The organism is Paenibacillus cucumis (ex Kampfer et al. 2016), from assembly GCF_019748695.1.
GTDB lineage: Bacteria > Bacillota > Bacilli > Paenibacillales > Paenibacillaceae > Paenibacillus > Paenibacillus polysaccharolyticus.
Window position 1 is genome coordinate 1 of sequence record NZ_JACLIC010000061.1, and the last position, 23158, is coordinate 23158.

A 23158-nucleotide genomic window follows, 5' to 3' on the forward strand; every position below is an offset into this window, starting at 1 on the left:
AGTAGGTGTCGCACTTCATATTACAATCCGTCCATTGTTTAAAATTTTTTCATTTATTAATAGTTCCAGTTCAAGAATATCTTCAAGTTGTCCATCTAGATTAATATCGGTCCCAATTTCATAAATTTTGTAAAGACTAATACAAAGTTTTTCCCACATACCAATTAACTTATTGATCTCTCTTCTGATTTCATCATCTGTGAAACTCTGCAAAAGATATTTTCTAGAAACAATAGGACCATTCAAAGACTTGATACTATTAAGAGTTTCAGTATAAGATAATGATTTATAAATTGGTTCCAATGTCTTTAATTTTTCAAGACCTTTTTTTAAATTCAGTAGCTCTTTTTTACAATTTTTGAGTAACTCAAGTGCATTCAATTTAATTATTTCTGGGATCCGATCTTTAATTCCAACATCCTCGACTACTACTTCTATATCAAAGAAACTCACTTCATTATTACTATTAGGTACATTTTTCAAAGCAATATCTAAGTCATTTCTTTTTATTGAAACACACTCAAATTTATTATCACTTACAAGAAAAGTATCATTTGAAATATCATATTGATGGATAAAAATAAAGTGACTTCCAATATTATTCTTATAATTAAGGTGATCGTAAGTCAAAAAATAGCAATTAGCTACAGCTGATACATAATTTCTAACTTTCAAAGCCTCTATTAAATTGGCTACTTCAAACTTTTCTGTAGTGTAATTTAAATGAAAAAATTTGATTCCAGTTCTATCTTCAAATATTTCATTATTAACCTTATTCCCTGTGACACTGATATGCGGGAAATACCCATTATTCATTTCTTCGATTTTTAAACCATATCCACCTAACAAGTAGAAAATATCAATTTCATTTAAATCAATTCCTTTTTCCTTTGCCAACCTAGCTATTATGTAATAATAACAATGATTTTTAGTCATGTTTCCCTCCTGACACATATAATATTACTAAATTATCAAGAAAGCACAAAAGTAAAACTTATTCATCAATAACAACTAATAAATCTTTACTAATTAAATCTTTTATAAGCTCCATGACCTCGTTCGGATCATATTCCACATTTTTAGTCAAAGTTTGGACATCACTTGATTCATTTATTAGCGGTTTGATTACTGAGTACACTGCATCGTTAATATAAAATGAAAAACTTGTCACTAAATTTACAATTAATTTTCCATCTTTAAATTCTTTAATCGTATATTCCGGATTTAATTTAACTCTCAATTGTCTCTCTCCTTTTTGAAATTCTAAGATATATAATGCAAATTCTCGAACCAAAAGAGCTAGGGTTACAGGAAAGTAGGTTCGAGAAGATGCTACATCAACTGAAAAATCTTGACGTACAGGATTCTACTAAGCCTCTTTTTCCATTATTTACAGCTTATTGCTACCATGTACCGATTAAAACGAAGAATCAATGCGTCGCTTGCAACTTATCCTTAACTGGAGATAAAAAACTTTTCAACTTCTGAAATCCATCTCCTATAACAAGCTCGGAAGTATAAAGGTCTCATTATTATTTTTAAGGCACACACTAGTGTTTCTTTTAAAAATATTATTGAATAACGAAATTTTTAATTATTAATTTTTTGAGTGACTATTTGGTGTAACGCCAACAGGAACTACTACAAATGTATTCATACCATAACCCCTCCTTATACGTTATTCACTAGTGTGCACTTTAAAAATAATAAGATTGCTTATTAATGATAAATCGTTTTTTACGGTGCCTTGTGGTTTTGTTGATTTACGCGCCTCGTAAACTTCCCGCACGCGTAGTCAAAGCCCATAACTGAATATCGAACAGTAAGAATATAAATATGTAAGCTTCTTTGACAACCTCTGATATGCTCTGCATCATCTTTTTCAATTTGTTCCTTTAATTTATATACCTATCAACTTCTCTAAATATTTACTTAGTATTCAAATAAAATACTAAATTAAGTATTATAAGTAGAATTTACCACATAATCTCCAAAATAACAATCCAAGATGTCAAATTTGCTCTATCCATTAATTTTTTTGAAAATAAATTCACTTACATTAAAAACATTAAAAAGGATTTCGTCATCTACCAGATCCTCATCATCAAATTCGAATCCAAATATACTTTCTATTAGAACAACTAATTTCATTGTATTTCTTGAATCCAGTCCTATGTTCTCCAAACCCTCGCTTAATTCAATCTCACGGTCAAGGCTTAGTAATTTTTTTATCTCTTCAGTAACAACTAGCTGAATATCGTATAATTGCATATTTCTACCTCCAATATAATATCTGGCTTTTTAGCTTATTTCAGTTTTAAAAAAATTCAATTTCAATAAAGATAGCTTTATATATAACATTTTCTAAAGGGAAATCTAATATTCCATTCAGGAATTGCTCGCTACTAAAGTTGTAAATTTAATGGTTTATTTGAGAGTTACATAAAAAATAAACTTAAACCATACTATTTCTTTCTTCAGAAAGCTTCATAGGGTACTTTATTATCTCCGAAATCATTTCCGGATTAAAATACTCAACCAATTGCATTCCTTCAATTGGATATGAATCAAATCTTACCTTGTACTCTTTAAAAGGAATTTTCTTTTGAGATTCAAATTGAAGTTTAAAAGGCTCATTCTGCAGATTGATGACTTCGGAAGGTTGTCTGTATCCAGAACGAATAATTTTTCTGGTCGAACTTGAACCTGTCCTCTTAAGTAAATGTCCGATTCCCTCTTTCTTCAACATGATAGAGTTGAATAAGTCGAGAGGCATGAAGTCTGAATAGAGGATTACAATATTCTGCGAAATCGTCATCTTATACTTATGCGAAAATAGAAATGACTCGCGAAGGATTATGTTATCTGTTTCTAGTTTCTGTTGTTTCGTAACTTTGACCTCCAGCCGATCCTCTGTAATTAACTCTAACAATTCCGTGGTTAGGTCTACAGATGAAACCAACATTCTAAAGATAATGTCTTCGTATAACACACTTTTCTTCATGAAGTTGTTGTCTCCTAAATTAAAGTCATTATTTTCTCATTAGTAGTATAAGGACATGTATCAAAATTTCTGACTACTTGTCATTTCATTTAAAAATAGTGTGTTACTATAAGAGTAGTACCTGTATGTTGCAGTAGTTTTCGTTTTTTTCAAATTCACCTATGCTCATGAATTAGTCTACACTGGGATGAATTCATAACTTAAATCATTTCGACTGTTTCTCTTTCTTTGGCCACCATGGAGTAAAATCCTCCCCTTTGGTTGATCAATTGTTGATAATTTCCTTTCTCCACTACTTCCCCATCTTTTAACAAGTAAATACAGTCAAAATCCATGATTGAATCCAGGCGATGCGTAGACAAGATGATTGTGCATTCTCGCTGTAAGTGTTTGATCGATTTAAAAATTTCCATCTCTGTCATTGAATCTACAGCCGATGTTGGCTCATCCAGCAAAATGATTGGGGGTTTACGCAAAAATAAACGTGCCAGCGCAATGCGTTGTCTCTCGCCCCCTGAAAAGTGACCTCCATTGGGGTCCAATTCAGTATGTATTCCATTCGGAAGATCAGAAATAAGCGTTCCGAGGTTTGCCATTCGTGAAGCTTCGACTACTTCTTCTTCCGTCGCTTCTAACTTTGCAAGTTTAATGTTTTCAAATAATGTTCCTTTGAAAAGGTACGCTTCTTGAAATGCCATCCCTATCGTAAGATTGATTTCTTCGCGGCTCAAATCTCCTATCAAACGGTTATTTAAATGAATCGAGCCCGTTTCATACGAAATCAAGCCCATTAGTGTTTTTAATAAAGTCGTTTTACCTGAACCGCTTGGTCCGACGAGAGCTATCATTTGACCAGTAGAAACATGAAAATCAATATTTTTAAGAATCGGTTTAGCTTCGCCAGGAACGTTCAAATCATTAACACTCAGAATTGGTTCTTTAGTACCCAAGTTCCTTTCCTTCATCTCTAGAATATACTTATTATTCTGATACGTTTCGACGGGCATTCCCAAAAACTCTTCAATACGCGAGATCGCTACTTCGCTTTTCATAACAGAACTATAAAGTGAAGCTGCAGCTAGTACTGGGGTTAGAACATTACTGAGATATCCAACAGAGGCTACCATACCTCCTAGTGTCATCGTTCCATGAAGGATCTGTCCGCTTGAATAATAGTATACTGTCAGTATGATAAAACTGACAGAAAGAGAGCCTACTTGAGAGGACAACATTCCGTATATCGTCTCAAGCGTACTTGACTTAATCAAATGCGAATAGACTTTTTTGTTTTTATTTTTTTCCCATTTTTCCAGTCCAAACACGCGAATTTCCCTAGAGCCTTCAATATGTTCAATAATCATGGCTCCCACTTCTTCGTTGTGAGAGCGAATCTGCTGAGAGTATCGAATCAACGGCTTACGAAAAAGCATGGGCAAAATAATAATAAATGGAACGCTTAATAGTGCAACTACGCCTAAAACCCAGTTGATAGAAAACAAAAAAATAAGAGCAAAGAGAAGAGTGACATACTGACTCACCACTTCTACTAAAATATTCGTTAGAAATTGCGCAACAACTGCAGGGTCCATCCCAACCAAAGCAGTATACTTACCAACCCCGTTCTTTTCAATGATATCTACAGGTATTTTACGAATATGCTGGATGATTTTTTCGCGGATGTCCAATGTATACCTTATATCCAAGTTCCGAAAAATCCCCGAGCTTACTATGTTCATGATAAAACCAAATGTAATAAGCGCTGCGCAAATAATAATAATAGGAATTAATTTACCCTCTTCCCCGCCTATTAGCACGTGATCAATCAAGTACGCAAGCAACATCGGTTGAACAGCTATAGATAGCAAACCCATAAATTTACACATATATGCCACGATTAAGAAAATTTTTCGATGTTCGACCAGACTACTAATACGTTGAAATAAACCATATCTAATCATTGCACTTTCCTCCGGCGAAATGATGGATAAACCGCTTAGCAATAGGCATCCATTCTTCATGTTTGATACCGTTTTGTTCAGTGAAAAAACTAAAATATCGATTATTAACGAAACTAGTCTCCTGAATCACGGTTTCCGAATAAAACTCTTTGAGATTAATGAGGTTAGCGGTTTGCAACTCCTCAAACTCTGTTCTTCTCGTATCAGAAATTAGGTGAGTGTCAGCATTTCTAATTTCGCTTATAATACGCGGTATCACTTTCTTATAATCGTAATAAAATGCGGCCTGTAATGCCCCCTTAGAAAGTTGCAACCGGAAAGAATCATTACATAAAATTCTCGAGCAGCATAACAATGCATTATCCATATCTATCTCCGGGAGATCACGGTCCCAGAAGCAGTTGACAAATAAACCGTCAATTTCATCATTAACCACCTCCATGAAACCATCCCATTTCGTGCAGACTACCGGAAGGCCATGAGTTTTCGCTTCAATTAAATTAAACCCGAATGTTTCACCTGGATCAGTTGACAGATTAAGAAGCAAACTAGCACTGCTCAACAATTGCGATTTTTCCTCCCCCTCAACAGGGCCAACCCATTGAACAATATCGAAGGAATTTGTACCATGCATCACCTTTTCTATTTGCAATCGATAAAGATCAATTTCCTCTTTGTTCCTTCCCGTGAATTCCCCTGCTACGATCAATCTAACTTCAGGGAAAGTTTTTCTTAATTCAGCAGTTAATTTTATAGCATTATGAATATTCTTAACCGGTTCTATTCTTCCTATCATGAGAATATTAAATGGCTTGTTTGCCAATGAACGTTGAACAGGATTGTGGCAATCGATAAAAAGCGGTATACATACAGTTTGTTTGTACACTGAAGACAGGTTTACTAGAGCCGTCTTGCAGGATTGCGTCGCAGCAATTACGATATCTTGTTTTCTAATAAGCGGAGCCAGTGCTATCCAATGCTTTAGCCATTTTTCCGATCCAACGGAGTGAGCAATGATAAGAAATCGAATATCAAGATTCATATGATTTCTGGCTAACAGTAAATAGGGAGTCAATTGAGGAAGGTTAGCAAAAATGATTTTCGTATCAAGATCAGCACACAGTTTTTGAAGCCTTAAAGAAGCGGTCTTGATCTCTTTCTTTTCTAACCATCTTTCAGGTGAACCATTAAAAAGTTTTAGAAACTTAATAGGAGGAATGCCTATCAGCCGAGTATGTTCCCCGATTAACCTTGTCAATTGAGAATCAATGACTCGTTCGTTGACGCGTTTAGGCCGTCCATCGATATAGGCCATCCTTATAAAATCTGTCTGTTCCAAAGACATTTTTGATTCGCTCCCCACTATCAAAACTCCAGTTAGTTAGTTCCCATGTAAGATCTTATTTCATCACATACGTATTCGATATCCGCTTTTGATAATGCTATACTCATTGGAAGAGAGAGGATCTGTTGCGCATACTCCTCACTCACCGGAAACGCCCCTCTTCCGTAACCGAGATGCTGGAAAGCCGGTGTCTGATGCACAGCTGTTGGATATTGAATGGCCGTTAATATTCCTTTCTTTTGCAAATGTTTTTTTAGGGCATCCCGTCTGTCCTCTTCCACTCTGATAACGTATAGATGAAAGACATGACTTTCATCTCCACGATGTTTAGGCACAATAACACCTTCAACATTTGATAAATTTTCACTATATATTCCTGCATTCTCACGTCTTCGCTCCGACCATTCGTTTAGATATTTTAGCTTTAGGTCAAGAACAAGCGCTTGCAACGGATCTAACCTGGAATTAAAGCCTGGAAACTCATGTATATACTTTAGTTCTCCTCCATGATTCCGGAGTTTACGAAATCCAGATAATAGTTCTGGGTGATTGGAGGAGATTGCACCACCGTCACCAATAGCTCCCAGATTCTTGTCAGGATAGAAGCTAAAACAACCGATACTCCCGATACTTCCAGCATACTTTCCATTTAAATGAGCCCCTGCAGCCTGTGCGCAATCCTCAACGATAAAAATCCCTTTATCCGCTGCCCACTGAACAAATTCGTCGATATCCACCATTTGTCCATATAGATGTACGGGTATGATCGCTTTCGTTCTTGAAGTTACGTTAGCTTTCACCTGATCCAAATCGATTAAATAAGAATCTCGCTCACAATCAACTAAAACTGGAGTTGCACCTGTATGATGAATGGCTTCAACCGTAGCAATAAACGTATTTGTTGCGGTAATTACCTCGTCCCCTTTACCGATCTCTAGTGCTTTTAAAGCAAGAAACAATGCGTCAGTTCCATTGCCAACACCCGCAACGCCTTTAACATCCAGAAAACTCGCGAAATGTTTTTCAAACTCTTTTACAGGAGCTCCGCCAACAAAAACACCATGTGCGCACAGTTCGTTAAAACGTTGTTCCCATTCTTGTCTAATCAACTGGAATTCATATTGAGGTGCAGAGAACAATACTCCCATTAAAAAGCCCCCTATTCGGTTTCCTTTAGCTTAAGTTGTGTATTATGATAGACAAACTTTAGAAAATCCAATTCTTTCTCCTCAAGGAGCTTAGTATAATTAATGATTTTATCTACATATTCCGGTTTAGGTTGACGACCAATTTTAAGTATATTAAGATTCAAAGAGTTCCATAATTTGGAAATATCCTCAATCGACTTATCCCCGTGTTCAATAACATCTTGAGTAAAACCTGCAAGACTTCTAAAACTTCCCCATACTAATCCACGTAATTTAAGAATTGACGTGATAGAAATAGAATTTTTACTTGACCACTCATTTCGTACTTCCTGAGTCCATTCCACACTTTCCTCAATTATCTCGCGGAATTTCCTTAGCGCTCTGGCACCGCCAGGAACATATTCCAAACAGTAGGAATTGTAGTTTCGTTCCGCAGAAAAATTAAGTCTTTGCTCGGAAGATAATGTCGACTCCTTATTTAGATGAATCGTATTCATACCAGCACAACCTGGAAATGCGCTTGCATGGATAAGTTCATCCATTGAGATTTTCCCAACGTATTTGATTACGGGATCTACAATATGGAAAGTTTGTGTTCCAGGTTCATATTTATAAACTAGCAAGCAATGTCCAAAAAATTGATTTTCAAAACCAAGCATTGATTCAGGAAAAAAACCAAGTTTTGAAGCTTCTACTTTGTAAATTACAATGTTTCCTCTTTCCACTTCCCTAATCAGAAGCTCATAGGGACCCACTACAAAATCTGATTTCATACCATAAATTGCTTCCAAATTGTAAAATGAAAAATTCCTGCTCGAAAGCAACATTGTAAGTTCACAGTTTAGATTCCAATAGTCTGCGATAAAATATCTGTAATCTCTGCCTGTCATGTTCAAACTGGTTACAACGGCGGAAGATAAGCACTCTAAAGCTCCCAAATTAATCACTTCAGGATTCATAACTTGCTTTAAACTCGCCATTTACTCACTTCTCCCATTAAAACCTCATTCTTCCGAATTTGATCAATCCAATGCATGGTTTTAATTGCTTCATCTAAAGTTACAATGCATTTACCTTTGCCTTCAATTTCCAATAGAAATGAAGTGTAAATTACCTCCGAAGCAAATCTAGAAAGTCTAGGAATTTCCCTCATCTCAGAGGTTGCTCCCCTTACATTCACAAAAGCCTTATCTTTATATACGACTACACTTCCTCTTTCGCCAACAATTGTCCAGGATGGCTTATCTACATTAGATAATGAATGGATTTCTATTGTTGCCAACAGGCCATTTTCGAAAGCAATCGTTGAATTCACATAATCGTCCGCATCCCCTTGATGCCATCCCATCTTATAAGACGAGCCAGTAAACGAAACCACCGAACCTAGATTTAATTGTTGTAGCTGATCAATTAAATGGACTCCCCAGTCCAGCAGAACCCCGCCGCCCTTAATATCCATTATTCTCCATTTTGGATTGTAAGATTGAATTCCAAATTCAACCCCCGCTCCATCCATATGATGGGAGCGTTCCAAAAACAAAACTTTCCCAATTTCACTAGATTTCAGAATCGATTGAACGAATTGAAAGTCCGGATCAAATCTGCGATTATGAAATAAAGTAACAACTCTATTCATTTCAATAGCTTTTTTTTGAATTTCAATGGCCTCCTGCGCGTTCATTGCAACAGGCTTTTCAATAATTAAATGTTTTCCGTATTGTAAGGCTTTTAACGCAATAGAATAGTGATATTGGGTCGGAGCGGCAATTAACACTACATCAATAAGAGCATCCGATAAAAAAAGGTCCAAGTTCGAATACGTCTGTAGCCCTCTGGCTTCAGCATGTTTCCTTCTCTCTTCCGTCACATCGTATATTGCCGTAAGTTCAAGACCTTCGACTTTTCGTATAAGTGAGTTGTGCATCAACTCTACAATGCGGCCATACCCAGCTATACCAATCCTCAAACTGGCTCCCCCTCTAGCAAATTCTCTACGAAATCCACCAATGAGCCTACAGAAGTAAGAGCACTCGGCTCCCATGTCTCATCTGGTATCACTACTTCAAATTGTTCTTCAACATAAACAGCGATTTGCATGACCATAAGGGAATCTATACCCAGATCCTCGAAAAGTTTACTTTCTTCATCTAATATTGCAGAAACCGTGAGATTTAATTCATTGGACATAATTTCTCTGATTTTCGCTTTAATTTCATCTCTTGTCATTTGTTATACCATCCATTTCTCTTAATATTTTTCTGCTTATCTTCCCATTTTCTGTTCTTGGTATTTTGTCAACTATCTCAATGCTTCCAGGCACTTTATATTTTGGAAGTTTGACATTACACCAAGCACGTATACTTAAGTTACTCACATTCTCCGCTACAACCAAAGCCTTGATACTTTCACCAAATACAACGTGCTTTTTCCCGAATACGACCACCTCTCTAACATTTTCCATTTGTAATATAGTATCTTCAATCTCGGAGGGATTCACCATATACCCCGAGACATTGATCACATCATCAATACGTCCTTTCACTTGCAAAAAACCGTCTTTCGTTAAAAAGCCCGCATCTCCCGTGTAAATCACTTTATCTTTCCTATGTACTAATATTTCTTCATCTGTGCAGGCTTCCACTAATCTCGTCTCAACCCTCATTGTATTTAATATTTTACCGACATTACAATTTTCTGTTTGGTTTACTCCTATAGAGATACACCCTAACTCGGAACAACCATATTGATGCCATAACTCTTGCGTGCTGGCCTTCAACAACATGAATGTTTTTTGAGGGATATATGCGCCTGCACTAACCACTTTATGAAACCTCATGGATTCTTTAGAAAAAGATAAGAGCAAACTGAATAAAGACGGAACCCCAAACACGATTGAATTTTTCGTTTCCTTTATCTTATGTATGATGTATTTAGGGTTTGAATTTGTAATAAGTATTGGAGGCTTGGTTCCTCTAGCCAGTGCCGAAAGCATGCCTGATATCAAACCAAAAGAGTGATGAATAGGAACCAGCACAACTGGAGTTTCATCCGCTCTCCAATCATGCATTTCGTTATAAGCGGTAATTTCTTCTTGAACTTCTATCCAACTGCGTGAAATTACCTTTGGCTTCCCCGTCGTACCAGAAGTCATCTGATAAATTGTTGGTTCAGTCTCCAACGCCATTCCTCTAAGTGGAATAACATCATTCAAATTAGAGTAAACAATCCCCCCGCAGCCTCCCAACTCAGCAATTTCCTTTGCTTTCGAAAGGGGAGTGTCCGCATGCAAGAGAAGTATCCCTCCTCCCCTTTCCATTAAAAATAGTAAGATAGCAAGTATTTCAAACGGGTGTCGTAGACATACAGCAATCCTCTTTCCCTGAGGAGAACAAAGTGCCGGGTTATTACCTAATAGATCCATTTGCCTCTGTAAATCTTGGAACAAAAACTCTTCATTATTAACGTTTAACATAACTCTCCCCCCTTGGACAGACTGTCCTATCAAAGCAACAATTCTCAATTTATTTGGCCAAGATGAAGGCGTACTACCAAAAGAGGAGAGAACTGCATAAACCCAACGATCCAGACCAAATGCTATACAGCCCGAATGTAAAATGGGATTATTAGGATCTATAATACCGAATGAATTAACCAGAGATGAACGAGTATTATTGAAGGATGCTATGGAAAAAGATTCTGTTCCTGATCGAACAACGGCAATCAATTCGTATTTCAAATTCTTTACAACCTGATGCAGACTTTTGCCTGTATCGTCAGAGTAATAAAACAAATCACTCGCCGATTCTATTTTCCCTGCCAACCCCATTTCACAAAACAATCCCCACACTTCTTCAATTAATTCTTTTCTCTTAGCCTCAACAAATTCCGGCTCCCCTATAACGATGATCTCCTTCATCGCAAACTCGTTCAGTCTATAACTGGATAGCCGCCATGGAGCCTCATGACGAAAACAGTTGGAGTCTGCTGTTATAACTAATGGGGTCTCGATTTCCCGATCCGCCAACTCCGCATAACAGTGCATACAAGTTGCTGTAGAAAGAGAAAACTTACTTTGCCGAGCAATGGAGTCGCTTCCTCCTGATTCTTCAACTTGATCGAGAGCTTCTAATAAATGCGGGAATTCCGAAACCATGAAGAGATTCTGAGGAAATGAACGAATGTAACCGCATCTTTTTAAAACCTGCGTCTCTATAAGCGAAGAATACTTTCTTTCATCTAATGTATGTTTTAAAGCAACTTTTTGTAACAGTCTATTCAGTGAATCATAAAGTTCCAATGCTACGCCACGTTTGACATTATGATTAGGCGAATAGATATTCGATAAGTCTTCATGCAAATTTGGAACGGTTACTTCGCTTAAATTATCTTTTAATATTTTGGTCGAAAATCCCCGATAGGATTGCTCACGAGAAATAAGTTGAAGCACAACATTTTCAATTTCTGCACGCTGATCGGAAGAAGAGTGCTCAACAACGACTTCGAAGTTCTCCTTATCAAATCTACATCCTTCGATGTTCTCAATACTGTAAATTAATTTGGACACAATCAGATCCGCTAATTTATTGTTAGAAATTTCGTTCATCGAAATCCGAGTTTCCATTAGAACCCCCACCTTCAAATAGCTTTTTTACAAATTAACAATAAGTCTGCCTTAATCTCCGATTCGAGATTCGCGAGGTTTTCTACTTTATCAAGTAACCTAACTAAATCCTCAACCTTACCGTTAATACCTAGTTTAACAATTAAAAATGCAAGACTGCTCCACCCTGTTTGGAGTATTTTCATTCTTTCTTCATTCAGATCTAAATTTAACTTCATCGTTTCTGATAAGTAAGAAAAAGCATATTCATATGCTTTTTTTCTTTTCGCCAAAACACCAAGTTGACTTAATTTCTTAGAGATCTCTTTCATAACTTTTTCAGTTCCGCCTAATTCAATTGCCTCGCTTAAATTTCGACTTACTACTGAGGATAATTCATTATCAAAATTCAAACAGGAATCGGCTAATTTGCGGAGTACATTTTCCTTTGTTGGTGAATGTAATTTTCCAGTGTCCAGAGTGAACCACATTGTTGCTTCAATAAAAGAAGAGGCAATATCTGCATGAGGTACACTTCCACTCCAATTAAAATAGGAATCTATTATACGACAACAGTCTTTCGTTTCTTGCTCAATAATGACTAAGTGCGGACGATGTTTAATTTTGTAACAACGATTCGGGTAATTTAAGTAGAACAAATCGACACAAGCTATAACCCTTTTATCGTTTATATTCTCGGGCATACTATTATGTAAACTATCAAAATTGAAATTTTTACTTTTAAAAAGAAACATATCTATAGCTTCTCCATATGTTTCCGTGAAATCCTGAACAAACGATTGAGGGGATAGATCCGTTGAGAAATAAGTTAATTCGTGATTTTCATCCCAAGTAATAGGCACATTCCATGCACCAAAATAAAGTGGCCGGTAATCTACAGGATAACGTCTCTGGTTTAATAGAAAAGCAAAACTATCAAGCAGACAATGTATCAAATTTCATCTCCCTCCCATCACCTAGATAAAGGAATTTAAGGGTGTAAGACATTACTTCTAAGTAAATATTATACATTCATTTCTCTATTTTGGGAACAAAAAAAATAATTTGATCTTGATACATATTAAAGAATAAAATAAAATTATATATTTTAATGTTAAAAAAATCTCTATATTCCACTAAAAGCAACATTTTAGTGACATATAGAGACTATTAGGGCTCATCAAACCAATTTCAGATCGTAAAATATATTAAGAAAAGGCTCTTTTAAGGCTCCAGAACAAGCTAGCCCTATTAGAACATTCCTAGCAATATGATGTGATTTTTTTACACTCCCTAGCCAGAGAGGATTATATATATTTAACATCACTGCTAGTTCATTCGTAACATTATTCTATTTTTTAGAACACAGCTTAATTTTCTACTTTTCACAAAGAGGCTTTATGGCAGTTTGGAGCGGGAAATACCTCCTATAGAGAGGTCCATTCAGCTAGAAACTCAACTCTTTATTGCCAATCTTGTGACAAACTTTTGACGTCAACGCAGAGGTAAACACGTATTTCAAATTTAATAAAAGAATTTCATATTTACGTCCCAAATCGTTAATTATTTTGAATAGCATAAAGATTAAAATGGTTAGTCCCCTTATACAACACATCTTGTTCTATATGAACTTGATAGTTTAAATCCCCTAAAAATTTCTCAATCTCCGACACCCTATTGTTTAAGTCGTGAATTTCCATTACAACTTGCCGGATTTTTGGCCAAGCCTCATCCGGAATACCTCTCAATATTTCCCACTCTGATTTCTGAGCATCTATCTTAAGTAGATCAATAATTTTAATAGGATGCTCACCCAACACACTTGCCATGGTACGAATTTCACATGTAAATATTTCGCTTTGTAAACGGTCATTCACGGATAAAGCCACTAAATGCTCTTTATCTTCTTTTACGTTGGTTGCATTTGTAATTATATTTCTAAGTGATTCCATCTCCTGATCTTCGTTAGGATGAAATGTTGACATACCTGAACTATGAATGTAATGAGTAAAAGTACCACTACCTTCTTTATTAGAAATACCACATTCAAATAAATGAACTTGATCTTTATACGCGTTTAGATTTTTCTGCAGGGCTTTGTAAGTTAATGGAGACGGTTCAAAAGCGTAGACTGTTATCCCCTTATTACGTTGTAAGGCGAACAATGAAAACAAGCCGATATTTGCTCCAATATCAAAAACACAGTCTCCATCACGCAACTCAATCCCATTAGACAAATAAGACTGTTTAACGAAAATATCCTCATAAAAGTGATCAGCATCCGTCTTATTCAAATATTCAACCTTTAAGCCATTCGGGAGTTGATATACATGCGACCCTGTCGAATCTTCTATATGCTCGTCTATTAGACTGCATATTGTGTCTATGCTATTGAATTTCTCAAAAAATTGCTCACGTATCTCCATCTGTATCTCAAACTCTTGTTCAAGGAACATGGTGAGCTGGGCAGCAAAAAGTGAATTCATTAGACCGAGCTCCACTAAATTATCACTATCCGATAAGTTATGGTGTCTGTAGAATCGTGAGATAAAATTTCTAATTTTATTTTTATTCTCTTTCGTCAATGTCATTTCCTCATTTCGTTTATTAAATTTAATCTTGACAGAGCAATTTCCCCAGTGTCATCTCTCGTTCATTTAAAGGTACTTGCTTATTCACAAGGACTTGCGTTAACAGCTGAATAGCTCTTTCTCGCTGTTTATTGGATAAGATATTTCTATGAAGATTAACCTCCCTATCTATTTGCTCAAGCTCAGTGTAGGCTTCAATCGCAGATTCGAAAGCGGACTCATCCAGATTTCGATTACGTGTTGTTACTGCAGCTTTCAAACATTGTGCCATAAATTCAATATCAGAATATTTTTTTGGTTTTAGGGCTGAGAGTGAAGGCAATTCATTGGCTATTCCAAAAGAATATGTACTAAATGGAGCATCATTTAACTTCAGTAAATTAGTTAAAATATGTTGAGGTCCTACTTCAACCATGACATCAATGTTATTTATGCTCAAATAATGTAAAATATCCATCCATTTAACCGGATGCGTCAAATGTGATAATAACAATTCTCTCACCGATTCGGGTGTAGTATAAGGAAGACCTGTTACATTTGACATAACTGGAAAAGAAAAATTGGATACCTTTAAATCTTTAAGCTCTCTTTCCATTAGATTTGCAACTGGTTGCAATATGGGACTATGGAATGGACCACTCATCATAAGTGGAGTTACTCCTCCCCCAAGCATAACAGCTGCATCTTCTGCTTCCATCACTGCTTTTGCATCCCCTGTAATAACTGTCTGCAGGGGAGCATTATAACAAGCTATGGAAACCTGACATCCCACAGAAGATACCTTCGAACAAATGTTTTCTATGAGTCCACTTTGCACATGATCGATAATCGACATCGAACCCTTTCCCGAATTGCAATAAGGAAAACATAACTCTCCTCTTAGTTGTAAGAGCTTAAGTGCATCTTTGAAAGATATTACTCCACTAGCAACAAGCGCAGAGTATTCTCCCAAACTATGACCAGCGACATAATCCGGTTCTAATTCTAACTCTTCTTTTAATACCCTGTAGGCTGCAACACTCGCTGTAACTATAGCTAATTGTGCCATATCAATTTGGCTTAGCTTTAATAAGCTTCCTTCGAAACACAACTTCGTAATGTCAATACCAGTCACATCATTAGCTTCTTCAAAAGTTTCTCTCGCTGAGGAAAACTGGTCATGGAGCGTCTTTCCCATTCCAACATATTGTGTTCCCTGTCCTGGAAAAATGAACGCGCTTTTCTTCATTTTCAAACTCTCCTTCGCTAACATCATTAACTCTATATTCATTTTGATGAGACCAATGAAACTACTATTGTAACAATTTAACATTATCACTTTATCCCATAAATGTATATTTATCATATTCTTTTACACAACAAAATAAGATTATATTCAATACAAGAAAAAAGGAATATAGAATATACTAGAAATGGAGTGACAATATGTTAAATTTGCGCTAAACTAAATTGGTTGCTACTTACTTCTTGAGAAGTGACTGAAAAGAGCAAGTTAAGATATAGGTGAAATTTTATGAAATTAGGTTAACTAAAATATATAAAAGGAGGACATTAATATTGAGCTCAATTGTGGAATTAAATAATATAACTAAACGTTATTCTAATAAAGTTGTTTTATCGACTATATCGCTGACTATAAATCAAGGCCAAACACTTATTTTGCTAGGCACAAACGGTTCCGGTAAGAGCACCCTTATTAGAATAATTGGTGGTTTTATTCACCCCACCACTGGACACCGCATTGTCAATAATTCGCAGCAACCAAAGATAGGCTTCATGCCGGATCGCTTTCCCAAGCATAAATTCACCTCCCAGGAATATTTAATACATATGGGTTGCATTCAAGGTCTAAAAAAAGATTATCTGCACCAAAGGATCAAGGAATTACACTCACTTTTCCATTTACAGCTGAGTGATCAACCTATGCGGTATTTCTCTAAAGGCATGCTACAGAAAGTTAATATGATGCAGAGCATATTATCCAGACCAGACTTGCTTCTACTCGATGAACCTTTATCAGGTTTAGATGTATCCTCTTCACTCGAAATGATTAGCGCACTGCAGGAGTTAAAAAAACAGGGGGTTACGATTGTAATTTCAACTCATGAACCTGCCATGCTCCAAAGAATAACTGACAGGATCGTCACAGTAAAAGATGCTTCACTGTTTGAACATGAAGAACAACAAGTTTTTAATGAAGGAGCTTCTCTTGTAATTTGTAGGTTTAAAGATATGAGTCTGGCTAATCAATTTTCATCCCATATAGGAGTGATATCCAGCTCTACTGCTAACAGCCTAACCAGTTTCTATGTACATGAAGACTCCTGTGATACCCTGCTTTTAGAAATATTACAAGCCGGTGGATCGATAATTAACATTGACAGGAAGGGAGTCTAACTTAAATGTTACACATCTTATTTTATTATCATAGGTATTATCAACGTTCTTATCGTTATGTAGCACCACTCACTTTGTATCTTATAGCTGTTTTTTTCCTGTACGGGGTTGTGCCAAATCCAGTCATGGATAGCTATGCGATTACGTCCACCTTTCTTTTTTTTGTTTCGGCTTGGTTTTGCTACGGGTTTATTGATATTGAAGATGAGACACAACAAATTATTACTTTCCTTCATTCTAGAAAGTTAACTCTTCTTTATGCCTTAAAGCTTCTGTACATATGGTTGTTCACTCTTCCAATCTCAACGTTCGCAATTATTTACCCTATAATATTTGATAAATTTGACTATACTCCAAGTTTTCAACAAGCTTTAATTGCCTTCAGTTGTCATCAACTATCAGCTTTGCTCGGAATCTCAATAGCAGTATGGTTTAATCAAAAGCTCTTCAGAACAACCCGTTTATCTTTTTTTGGACTATGTACTATTCTTTCAATTTCATTAGGAGGCCAAGGTATTATAGATCAAACTACTCCTATTATTTCATGGATAATTCCTCCTTACCGAATAATTCTGTTCATACTAAGTGATGACAATAAAACAAACAATGTTCTAACACCAATAGAAATTGCATCCCCCGTTATTTATATAACAATTTTGATTCTTTCTTTCCTTCTGGTTATGAAGAATAGGAAATTTGAGAATAGCAATAAATAATTTTTGTTACTCATATAAGCGGCTTAGGATAATAATTAGAATATCTGAAAGCCGCTTTTTTTGTAGTATGATAATCTGACGAAACGTCCGAACAGTATACAACAGCATTTTTAAGTAGATTAATAGACATATTTTCAGGCATTGTTGTGATAGAATAATCTACATCACACAAACTGGTTCACGCCATCTAGAGATAGATCTTCACTCTTTAATTCATCTATTCGAACCATACCTTTACGAAACGTAGTCAAATAATGTAATGTACTCTGGTACATTTTGAAGTTGACTCGGTTCGTGTTCAAGTATAAGCATGCCTTCTCTCTCTTCCAACTCCCTGAAACCTGAAAGTTTATAAGTAAGTAGCATCATCCGATTACGGCCAGTAGGTAGAAACTCCCCCCGTAATATTTTCCCAGCATTATTGGCAAGTTTGGCTATAAAGTTCAACATTACAGCCCCAATCCCTCTCGAGATAACTCGACAGGATACCAAAAGTAGTTTCAGGGTCCAACAATCATTGTTGCATTCCAGAAGTGCCAGTCCTACTTTACCATAGGTTCCAAATTTATCATCTAGACCACAAATTATAAGTTTATGATTAGGAGAATGTGATAAAGCTTCAATTTCCTCGTAAGAAAATGTATAGCCGGTTGCATTCAATTGATTCGTTCTTACAGTTAATTCCTCTGCCCTCTTTAGATCATCTCCTTCAGCAAAGGAAAGAGTAAGTACCATATCGAGTGAATACAGGAACTCGTCTTGCTGACCTTCAAAACGATCCTCAGCGCTCTTGCGCACAATATCGTTTAAGTACATCTGTCTACGATTTATGGAATCCTTTGTAAGGAATGCGGGTGAGAATTCTGACATTTTAAGCAAGTTAACTGTCTCCACAGCGTCTAGACAAAAAACTTGTGGATGATGGAAAGTCACTTCTTCTCGTTCGAAAAGTTGATCATCAATAAAGGCTATCGCATCCATATTTATGTTAATCAGATTGGAGATAGTTTGGACTGAACTAGATTTGTTATTCCAGTTAATCTGCGGGTAAATGAAATATTCTTCGATACCCAATTCTTTCAATTTCTCCATTGCAATATCATATTCATTCCTACTAGCTATCGACTGAAGTATACCTCTCTTATCTAGGCTTATAATGACATCAAGAATGTGTGAATGTAGCTGAACCTCAGAATTCTCCATAAGAATTCCATTCCATATGGTGTGATCTAAGTCCCAAATCACACATTTAATATGGCGTTTGGCCTTAGTCTTTATTTTCTCATCAATTGGAAAGGTCATGGGAAATATTCTCCTTACTTTTCTCCAAATTAGCAGCTTTTCTTGATGCTCGACGGACAGTAATGATTTCTTGTGTTGCAATGAGTATTTCGTGCATTTGTGTCGTTCCCTCTATAATTTCATTAATTTTGGCATCACGATAGTATCTTTCAATTGGATAATCGTTGTGACATCCATTGGCCCCATGAATTTGCACTGTATCACTTGCAATTTTATTAAGCATGGTCGAGGCAAAATACTTAGCTGACCAAGTTTCCATGATGCTGTCTGGATCACCTGTATCTCTCAAATACCCGGCTTTATAGCAAAGCAACCTGGCAGCTTTAATATTTACAGTCATTTCTGTAATCATCTTTTGAATCAATTGGTTCTCCCTTATGGGCCTACCGAATTGAATTCTTGAATTTGCATAGTGAGCTGAAGCTTCAAAACATGCCTGTGCCAATCCTACACTGCCGCAAGCAATCGTAAATCTACCGTAGTCAAGACATGGTAACGCGATATGTGATAATCCCATCCCGACTTGTCCAAGAAGATTTTCTTTCGGGATCCTGCAGTTGTTAAATCGTATTTCAGCAATCATAGAAGCCCTTGCACCTAACAGCCCTGACATAGGTATAACATCAAATCCAACATTGCTCTTCTCTACTAAAAATGCAGTTGGCTTCCCATCATACTTGGCAAAAATGAGAAACATTCCACTTATTTGACCCATAGTTATCCATTTTTTCTGACCATTCAATACATATTCGTCTCCATCAAGTACGGCAGTCGTTTCAATGCTTTTAGCATCACTACCGACATTCGGTTCGGTAAGTCCAAACGAAGCCAATACCTCACCGGAAGCTAGCTTCGGTAACCAGTAATCCTTCTGACTTTCTGTTGCCCATCTCAGAATTCCCAATGCCACCATACCTTGTACCGTCAACAAGCTTCTCACTGAGGAACATCCTCGACCCATCTCTTCATTAAGAATACCTAATGTAACGTTATCCAGCTCCATACCACCGTACCTCTTAGGAATCATGGAGCCTAGATAGCCCTTTGCACTCATTATATGTATAATTTCAGGATGAATTTGCTCCTGTTTATCGTTATAAGCTGCGCGAGGAACTATCTCCTGGTCAACAAAATTTCGAAATTCATATTGCCATGTTGACTGTTCTGATGTTAATTCAATCTTCATTACAATCCCCCATCATTAAGCAGATTTTTCAGTTGGTGGTCTTTTTCTGAATCAGACTGACCATCTGATTTATTGTCCTGAAGTTGGACAGATCCATGTCCTGAATTTCGATTGTTATAGCGAATTCTTTTTCGATAAACATAACCAGCTGCATAGCAAATAGGGAATTAACAAATCCCTGTTCAAAAATGTCATCATCATCTGTCAACTCACAATTACGAAAATAACGGGTTAAGAAAACTTTAATCTTAGATTTTATCTCATCCATCTTATTCACTCTCCACTAAGAATTTCTGATCATAGTGCTCTCTATTAATTAGGGATACACATAAAAACCCTGACCACTTTTTCTACCATATAATCCTGCATCAACCATCTTCTTCAGTAATGGACAGCAACGAAATTTAGAATCCTGATAGCTTTCATAAAGAATGTTTAAAGAATGAACCACTGTATCCAAGCCGATTAAATCTCCCGTTTCCAGAGGTCCCATTGCATGCCCGTAACATTTTCTAAAAATTGCATCTACATCCTCTGGTAAAGCTACTTGATCTTGGACAACAAATGCAGCTTCATTAATGAACAAGTGTGAAATGCGATTTGAAACAAAACCAGGATAATCATTAACTATAATTATTTCTTTGTTGATGCGTCTCATGAACTTTTCGACTGCATGAATACAACTGTTAGAAGTATGGTACCCCTTAATTACTTCCACTGCTCTCTTAACAGCTACTGGATTCATGAAATGAGTTCCTATCACTTTATCTGCTCTCTTGGTTAATGCAGCCAATTTGGTAATTGAAATACATGAAGTATTGATCATAAAAATGCACTCTTCTTTACAAACATCATCAATAATTGTGTAAATTTCTCGCTTCACTTCCCAATTTTCAGTTGCATTTTCAACAACAAAGTCAACATCTCTCAATAAAGAGTAATCCGTCCCAAAATGGATACGTTGCATTATTGAATCAGATGCCTCCAGAATCTCAGAAGAATTAAATAATGAGCGGAAACGTAGATCATTTGTAATTCTTTCTCTGGATTCCTGCAGTATTTTCTCGCTGACATCCAGTAGTACAACTTCTAGACCGGATTGAGCGAGGTTCTGCGCAACACCGCAGCCCATAATGCCCGCTCCAATAACGCCAACTTTAGTCATTTTAATTCCTCTTTCTGTGGAGTTATTTGAAGAAGCAACCAAAAATTCAAGTTACTTCTTCCGTAGCTCATAACCAATCAAATATAGTGTTAAGAACTTGTACTGTGACCTTAACCACTGTAGATATTCCAGCTTAATACGACTCTTTATGATATGGATATTAAGATAGATCACATAGGAAAGCTAAAAACTCCCGTTCCTGATCTACTGCTTTTTTTATCCCTTGCTTGATTGACTCCACCAAAAGCTGGTTATCGTTTGCACGTTGATATTTCACAAGCATAAAATTACTTGAAACCCATTGTCTAATAATCCCTTCAATCAGGCTATCACCCAATAGAACGTTAGCTTCAGTTAATTCGCAACTTTCCTTATAGCTTTTCCAGAACACACCTCTCATTTTATAGATAGAAGTTAATGAGATATTATTCTGCATTATCCAGCTATCTCTTTTGGCTTTTGTCCAGTGAAAGCTTGCATCTAGATCATCAATGAAACTCTTCACAGCAAGATGTATTGAAGAGTGATCATTTGGGTACAAATAAGCCATATAGGCCTGTGACACTTTTTCCTTAATATAGGAGTTTAACACCATAGATTTATAACCGTTTTGTTGGAGCATATAATATGAGAATCCTGACGTGGATGTACCCGCAGCTAGTAAATCTTCGAATCTAATTTCCCCTAAATACTTGGCAGTAGGGTCAGCTAACAAAATACGATCTGTTGTCTCGTTATAGCCAACCAGGAGAATAACGTGTGTAAAACCAGAGTTCTCATGAGTTAACATCACTTTTGGAAAATAAGTTAAACTTGAAGAAATACAAGAATAAAAAGATACATGCCCTTGACTCAGACTTCTAATCAACTCTTCTTTACTCGAATTAATTGCAGGGACTATGTCAAGACCATAGGATTCCGTCAAATTATATTCACTTGCTGACATACGGGCAGCTAGATTCCCGTAGTCGTATCTTAAAGACCAGTATCCTATTAAAAAGTAATTCGGATTCATCCCAATATGTTTAAGATATGAGACTACACATGAGGAAAGGCATTCCATTGGCGCAAGTAAAGTCAAGCTCTCCTCTTTAAAAATAACGGGATTGAATATCACCACCGAGCCTCCTTCTCTACAGAAGATTTCCTGCTTCTTTTTTTGTGGGAAGCCTAAGAGATTCATTAGATGACTTAATAGAGCATCGTATATTAGCAATCAGCTGTTTTGCATTCATATATAATTTTCTTTAACACAGAAGCTATAATTTGTTGCCAATCTATATAAATCCATTGAGGCAGCTCCTTTCTCGAATCATTGTAGAATGTTTAATACTTTAATGGTATTGGGTTTATTGAGCTAAAGTAATCAGATTGTTCCCTCACAGTGGATAAGCGAAAAAGCTCTATAGGCTCGATTTCTATTCCTGCCTCATCCAGATCGACAGCAAGTGTTAACAGAGAGATAGAAGTACCTCCAACTTCAAAAAAGTTATCATTTACTCCAACAACATCTGTATTGAGGATTTTTTTCCAAATTGTTAATATCTTTTCTTCAAGTTCGGTTTGAGGCGATTCGATTTGAACGTTTTCGCTAAGCCTTTGCGGGATCGGAAGTGCGCTACGATCAATCTTGCCACTGGATGTCCGGGGTAGTGCCTGCAATCTCATCACCTGGCCCGGTACCATGAAGTCTGGCAATTTCACGCGCAAGTGTCTCCGTACTTCGGCTTCCTCCACCTCTTTGCT

At 36.5% G+C, this 23158-nt stretch carries 22 protein-coding genes; 2 read left to right on the forward strand and 20 right to left on the reverse strand.

The features are described 5' to 3' along the window. Nucleotides 1-15: 15 nt before the first annotated feature. The 14 genes from H7T88_RS28210 to H7T88_RS28275 all read right to left on the reverse strand — a co-directional run bounded on the left by H7T88_RS28210 (nucleotide 16) and on the right by H7T88_RS28275 (nucleotide 15874). Entirely contained in the window at nucleotides 16-936 is a 921-nt protein-coding gene (locus H7T88_RS28210; RefSeq protein ID WP_221791699.1) for a BtrH N-terminal domain-containing protein, read from the reverse strand. A 58-nt stretch (nucleotides 937-994) separates the two neighbouring features. After that, the gene (locus H7T88_RS28215) at nucleotides 995-1240 is read right to left on the reverse strand and encodes a hypothetical protein (RefSeq protein WP_221791700.1); all 246 of its coding nucleotides are present in this window, start codon (nucleotides 1238-1240) and stop codon (nucleotides 995-997) included. Between the two features lie 782 nt (nucleotides 1241-2022). Then, complete coding sequence (locus tag H7T88_RS28220; protein WP_221791701.1) at nucleotides 2023-2271, reverse strand: acyl carrier protein; 249 nt, start codon at nucleotides 2269-2271, stop codon at nucleotides 2023-2025. 184 nt (nucleotides 2272-2455) lie between these two features. Beyond that, nucleotides 2456-3004 (reverse strand): hypothetical protein, encoded by a 549-nt coding sequence (locus H7T88_RS28225; RefSeq protein WP_221791702.1) that lies wholly within the window; start codon nucleotides 3002-3004, stop codon nucleotides 2456-2458. A gap of 200 nt (nucleotides 3005-3204) precedes the next feature. Further along, nucleotides 3205-4962, reverse strand: coding sequence for an ABC transporter ATP-binding protein (locus tag H7T88_RS28230; RefSeq protein WP_221791703.1), 1758 nt, complete (start codon nucleotides 4960-4962; stop codon nucleotides 3205-3207). Next, entirely contained in the window at nucleotides 4955-6307 is a 1353-nt protein-coding gene (locus tag H7T88_RS28235; RefSeq protein WP_221791704.1) for a glycosyltransferase family 4 protein, read from the reverse strand. Before H7T88_RS28235 ends, H7T88_RS28230 begins: the two co-directional genes overlap by 8 nt. 32 nt (nucleotides 6308-6339) lie before the next feature. Next, entirely contained in the window at nucleotides 6340-7455 is a 1116-nt protein-coding gene (locus H7T88_RS28240) for a DegT/DnrJ/EryC1/StrS family aminotransferase (RefSeq protein WP_221791705.1), read from the reverse strand. 11 nt (nucleotides 7456-7466) lie between these two features. Continuing rightward, the gene (locus tag H7T88_RS28245) at nucleotides 7467-8435 is read right to left on the reverse strand and encodes a cysteine peptidase family C39 domain-containing protein (RefSeq protein WP_221791706.1); all 969 of its coding nucleotides are present in this window, start codon (nucleotides 8433-8435) and stop codon (nucleotides 7467-7469) included. Next, nucleotides 8423-9421, reverse strand: coding sequence for a Gfo/Idh/MocA family protein (locus tag H7T88_RS28250; RefSeq protein WP_221791707.1), 999 nt, complete (start codon nucleotides 9419-9421; stop codon nucleotides 8423-8425). Before H7T88_RS28250 ends, H7T88_RS28245 begins: the two co-directional genes overlap by 13 nt. Continuing rightward, entirely contained in the window at nucleotides 9418-9681 is a 264-nt protein-coding gene (locus tag H7T88_RS28255; protein WP_221791708.1) for a phosphopantetheine-binding protein, read from the reverse strand. Before H7T88_RS28255 ends, H7T88_RS28250 begins: the two co-directional genes overlap by 4 nt. Then, nucleotides 9668-12076, reverse strand: coding sequence for an AMP-binding protein (locus H7T88_RS28260; RefSeq protein ID WP_221791709.1), 2409 nt, complete (start codon nucleotides 12074-12076; stop codon nucleotides 9668-9670). The genes H7T88_RS28255 and H7T88_RS28260 overlap by 14 nt, the downstream gene beginning before the upstream one ends. A gap of 14 nt (nucleotides 12077-12090) precedes the next feature. After that, nucleotides 12091-13011: a DUF6005 family protein gene (locus tag H7T88_RS28265; protein WP_221791710.1), complete on the reverse strand. Its 921-nt coding sequence runs from the start codon at nucleotides 13009-13011 to the stop codon at nucleotides 12091-12093. Nucleotides 13012-13614: 603 nt separating this feature from the next. Then, nucleotides 13615-14640 (reverse strand): FkbM family methyltransferase, encoded by a 1026-nt coding sequence (locus H7T88_RS28270; RefSeq protein WP_221791711.1) that lies wholly within the window; start codon nucleotides 14638-14640, stop codon nucleotides 13615-13617. Between the two features lie 28 nt (nucleotides 14641-14668). Beyond that, nucleotides 14669-15874 carry an ACP S-malonyltransferase gene (locus H7T88_RS28275; protein ID WP_221791712.1) on the reverse strand — a complete coding sequence of 402 codons (1206 nt, stop codon included), beginning with the start codon at nucleotides 15872-15874 and terminating at the stop codon, nucleotides 14669-14671. Between the two features lie 329 nt (nucleotides 15875-16203). On the opposite strand from H7T88_RS28275, the gene H7T88_RS28280 reads away from it, so the two are divergent. Both H7T88_RS28280 and H7T88_RS28285 read left to right on the forward strand, forming a co-directional pair. Next, nucleotides 16204-17043 carry an ATP-binding cassette domain-containing protein gene (locus H7T88_RS28280; RefSeq protein WP_221791713.1) on the forward strand — a complete coding sequence of 280 codons (840 nt, stop codon included), beginning with the start codon at nucleotides 16204-16206 and terminating at the stop codon, nucleotides 17041-17043. 5 nt (nucleotides 17044-17048) lie between these two features. Further along, nucleotides 17049-17759 carry a hypothetical protein gene (locus tag H7T88_RS28285; protein WP_221791714.1) on the forward strand — a complete coding sequence of 237 codons (711 nt, stop codon included), beginning with the start codon at nucleotides 17049-17051 and terminating at the stop codon, nucleotides 17757-17759. A 234-nt stretch (nucleotides 17760-17993) separates the two neighbouring features. Here the strand turns inward: H7T88_RS28285 and H7T88_RS28290 are convergent, their stop codons facing one another. From H7T88_RS28290 to H7T88_RS28315, 6 genes are all read right to left on the reverse strand, one after another. Beyond that, complete coding sequence (locus tag H7T88_RS28290) at nucleotides 17994-19061, reverse strand: HAD-IIIC family phosphatase (protein WP_221791715.1); 1068 nt, start codon at nucleotides 19059-19061, stop codon at nucleotides 17994-17996. After that, nucleotides 19045-20247 carry an acyl-CoA dehydrogenase family protein gene (locus H7T88_RS28295; RefSeq protein WP_221791716.1) on the reverse strand — a complete coding sequence of 401 codons (1203 nt, stop codon included), beginning with the start codon at nucleotides 20245-20247 and terminating at the stop codon, nucleotides 19045-19047. Before H7T88_RS28295 ends, H7T88_RS28290 begins: the two co-directional genes overlap by 17 nt. Nucleotides 20248-20275: 28 nt before the next feature. Next, nucleotides 20276-20515 carry an acyl carrier protein gene (locus H7T88_RS28300; protein ID WP_221791717.1) on the reverse strand — a complete coding sequence of 80 codons (240 nt, stop codon included), beginning with the start codon at nucleotides 20513-20515 and terminating at the stop codon, nucleotides 20276-20278. Nucleotides 20516-20563: 48 nt separating this feature from the next. After that, nucleotides 20564-21412: a 3-hydroxyacyl-CoA dehydrogenase family protein gene (locus tag H7T88_RS28305; protein WP_221791718.1), complete on the reverse strand. Its 849-nt coding sequence runs from the start codon at nucleotides 21410-21412 to the stop codon at nucleotides 20564-20566. A gap of 160 nt (nucleotides 21413-21572) precedes the next feature. Next, nucleotides 21573-22529: a C39 family peptidase gene (locus H7T88_RS28310; RefSeq protein WP_221791719.1), complete on the reverse strand. Its 957-nt coding sequence runs from the start codon at nucleotides 22527-22529 to the stop codon at nucleotides 21573-21575. A 209-nt stretch (nucleotides 22530-22738) separates the two neighbouring features. Further along, complete coding sequence (locus H7T88_RS28315) at nucleotides 22739-23080, reverse strand: phosphopantetheine-binding protein (RefSeq protein ID WP_337250459.1); 342 nt, start codon at nucleotides 23078-23080, stop codon at nucleotides 22739-22741. Nucleotides 23081-23158: the final 78 nt, after the last annotated feature.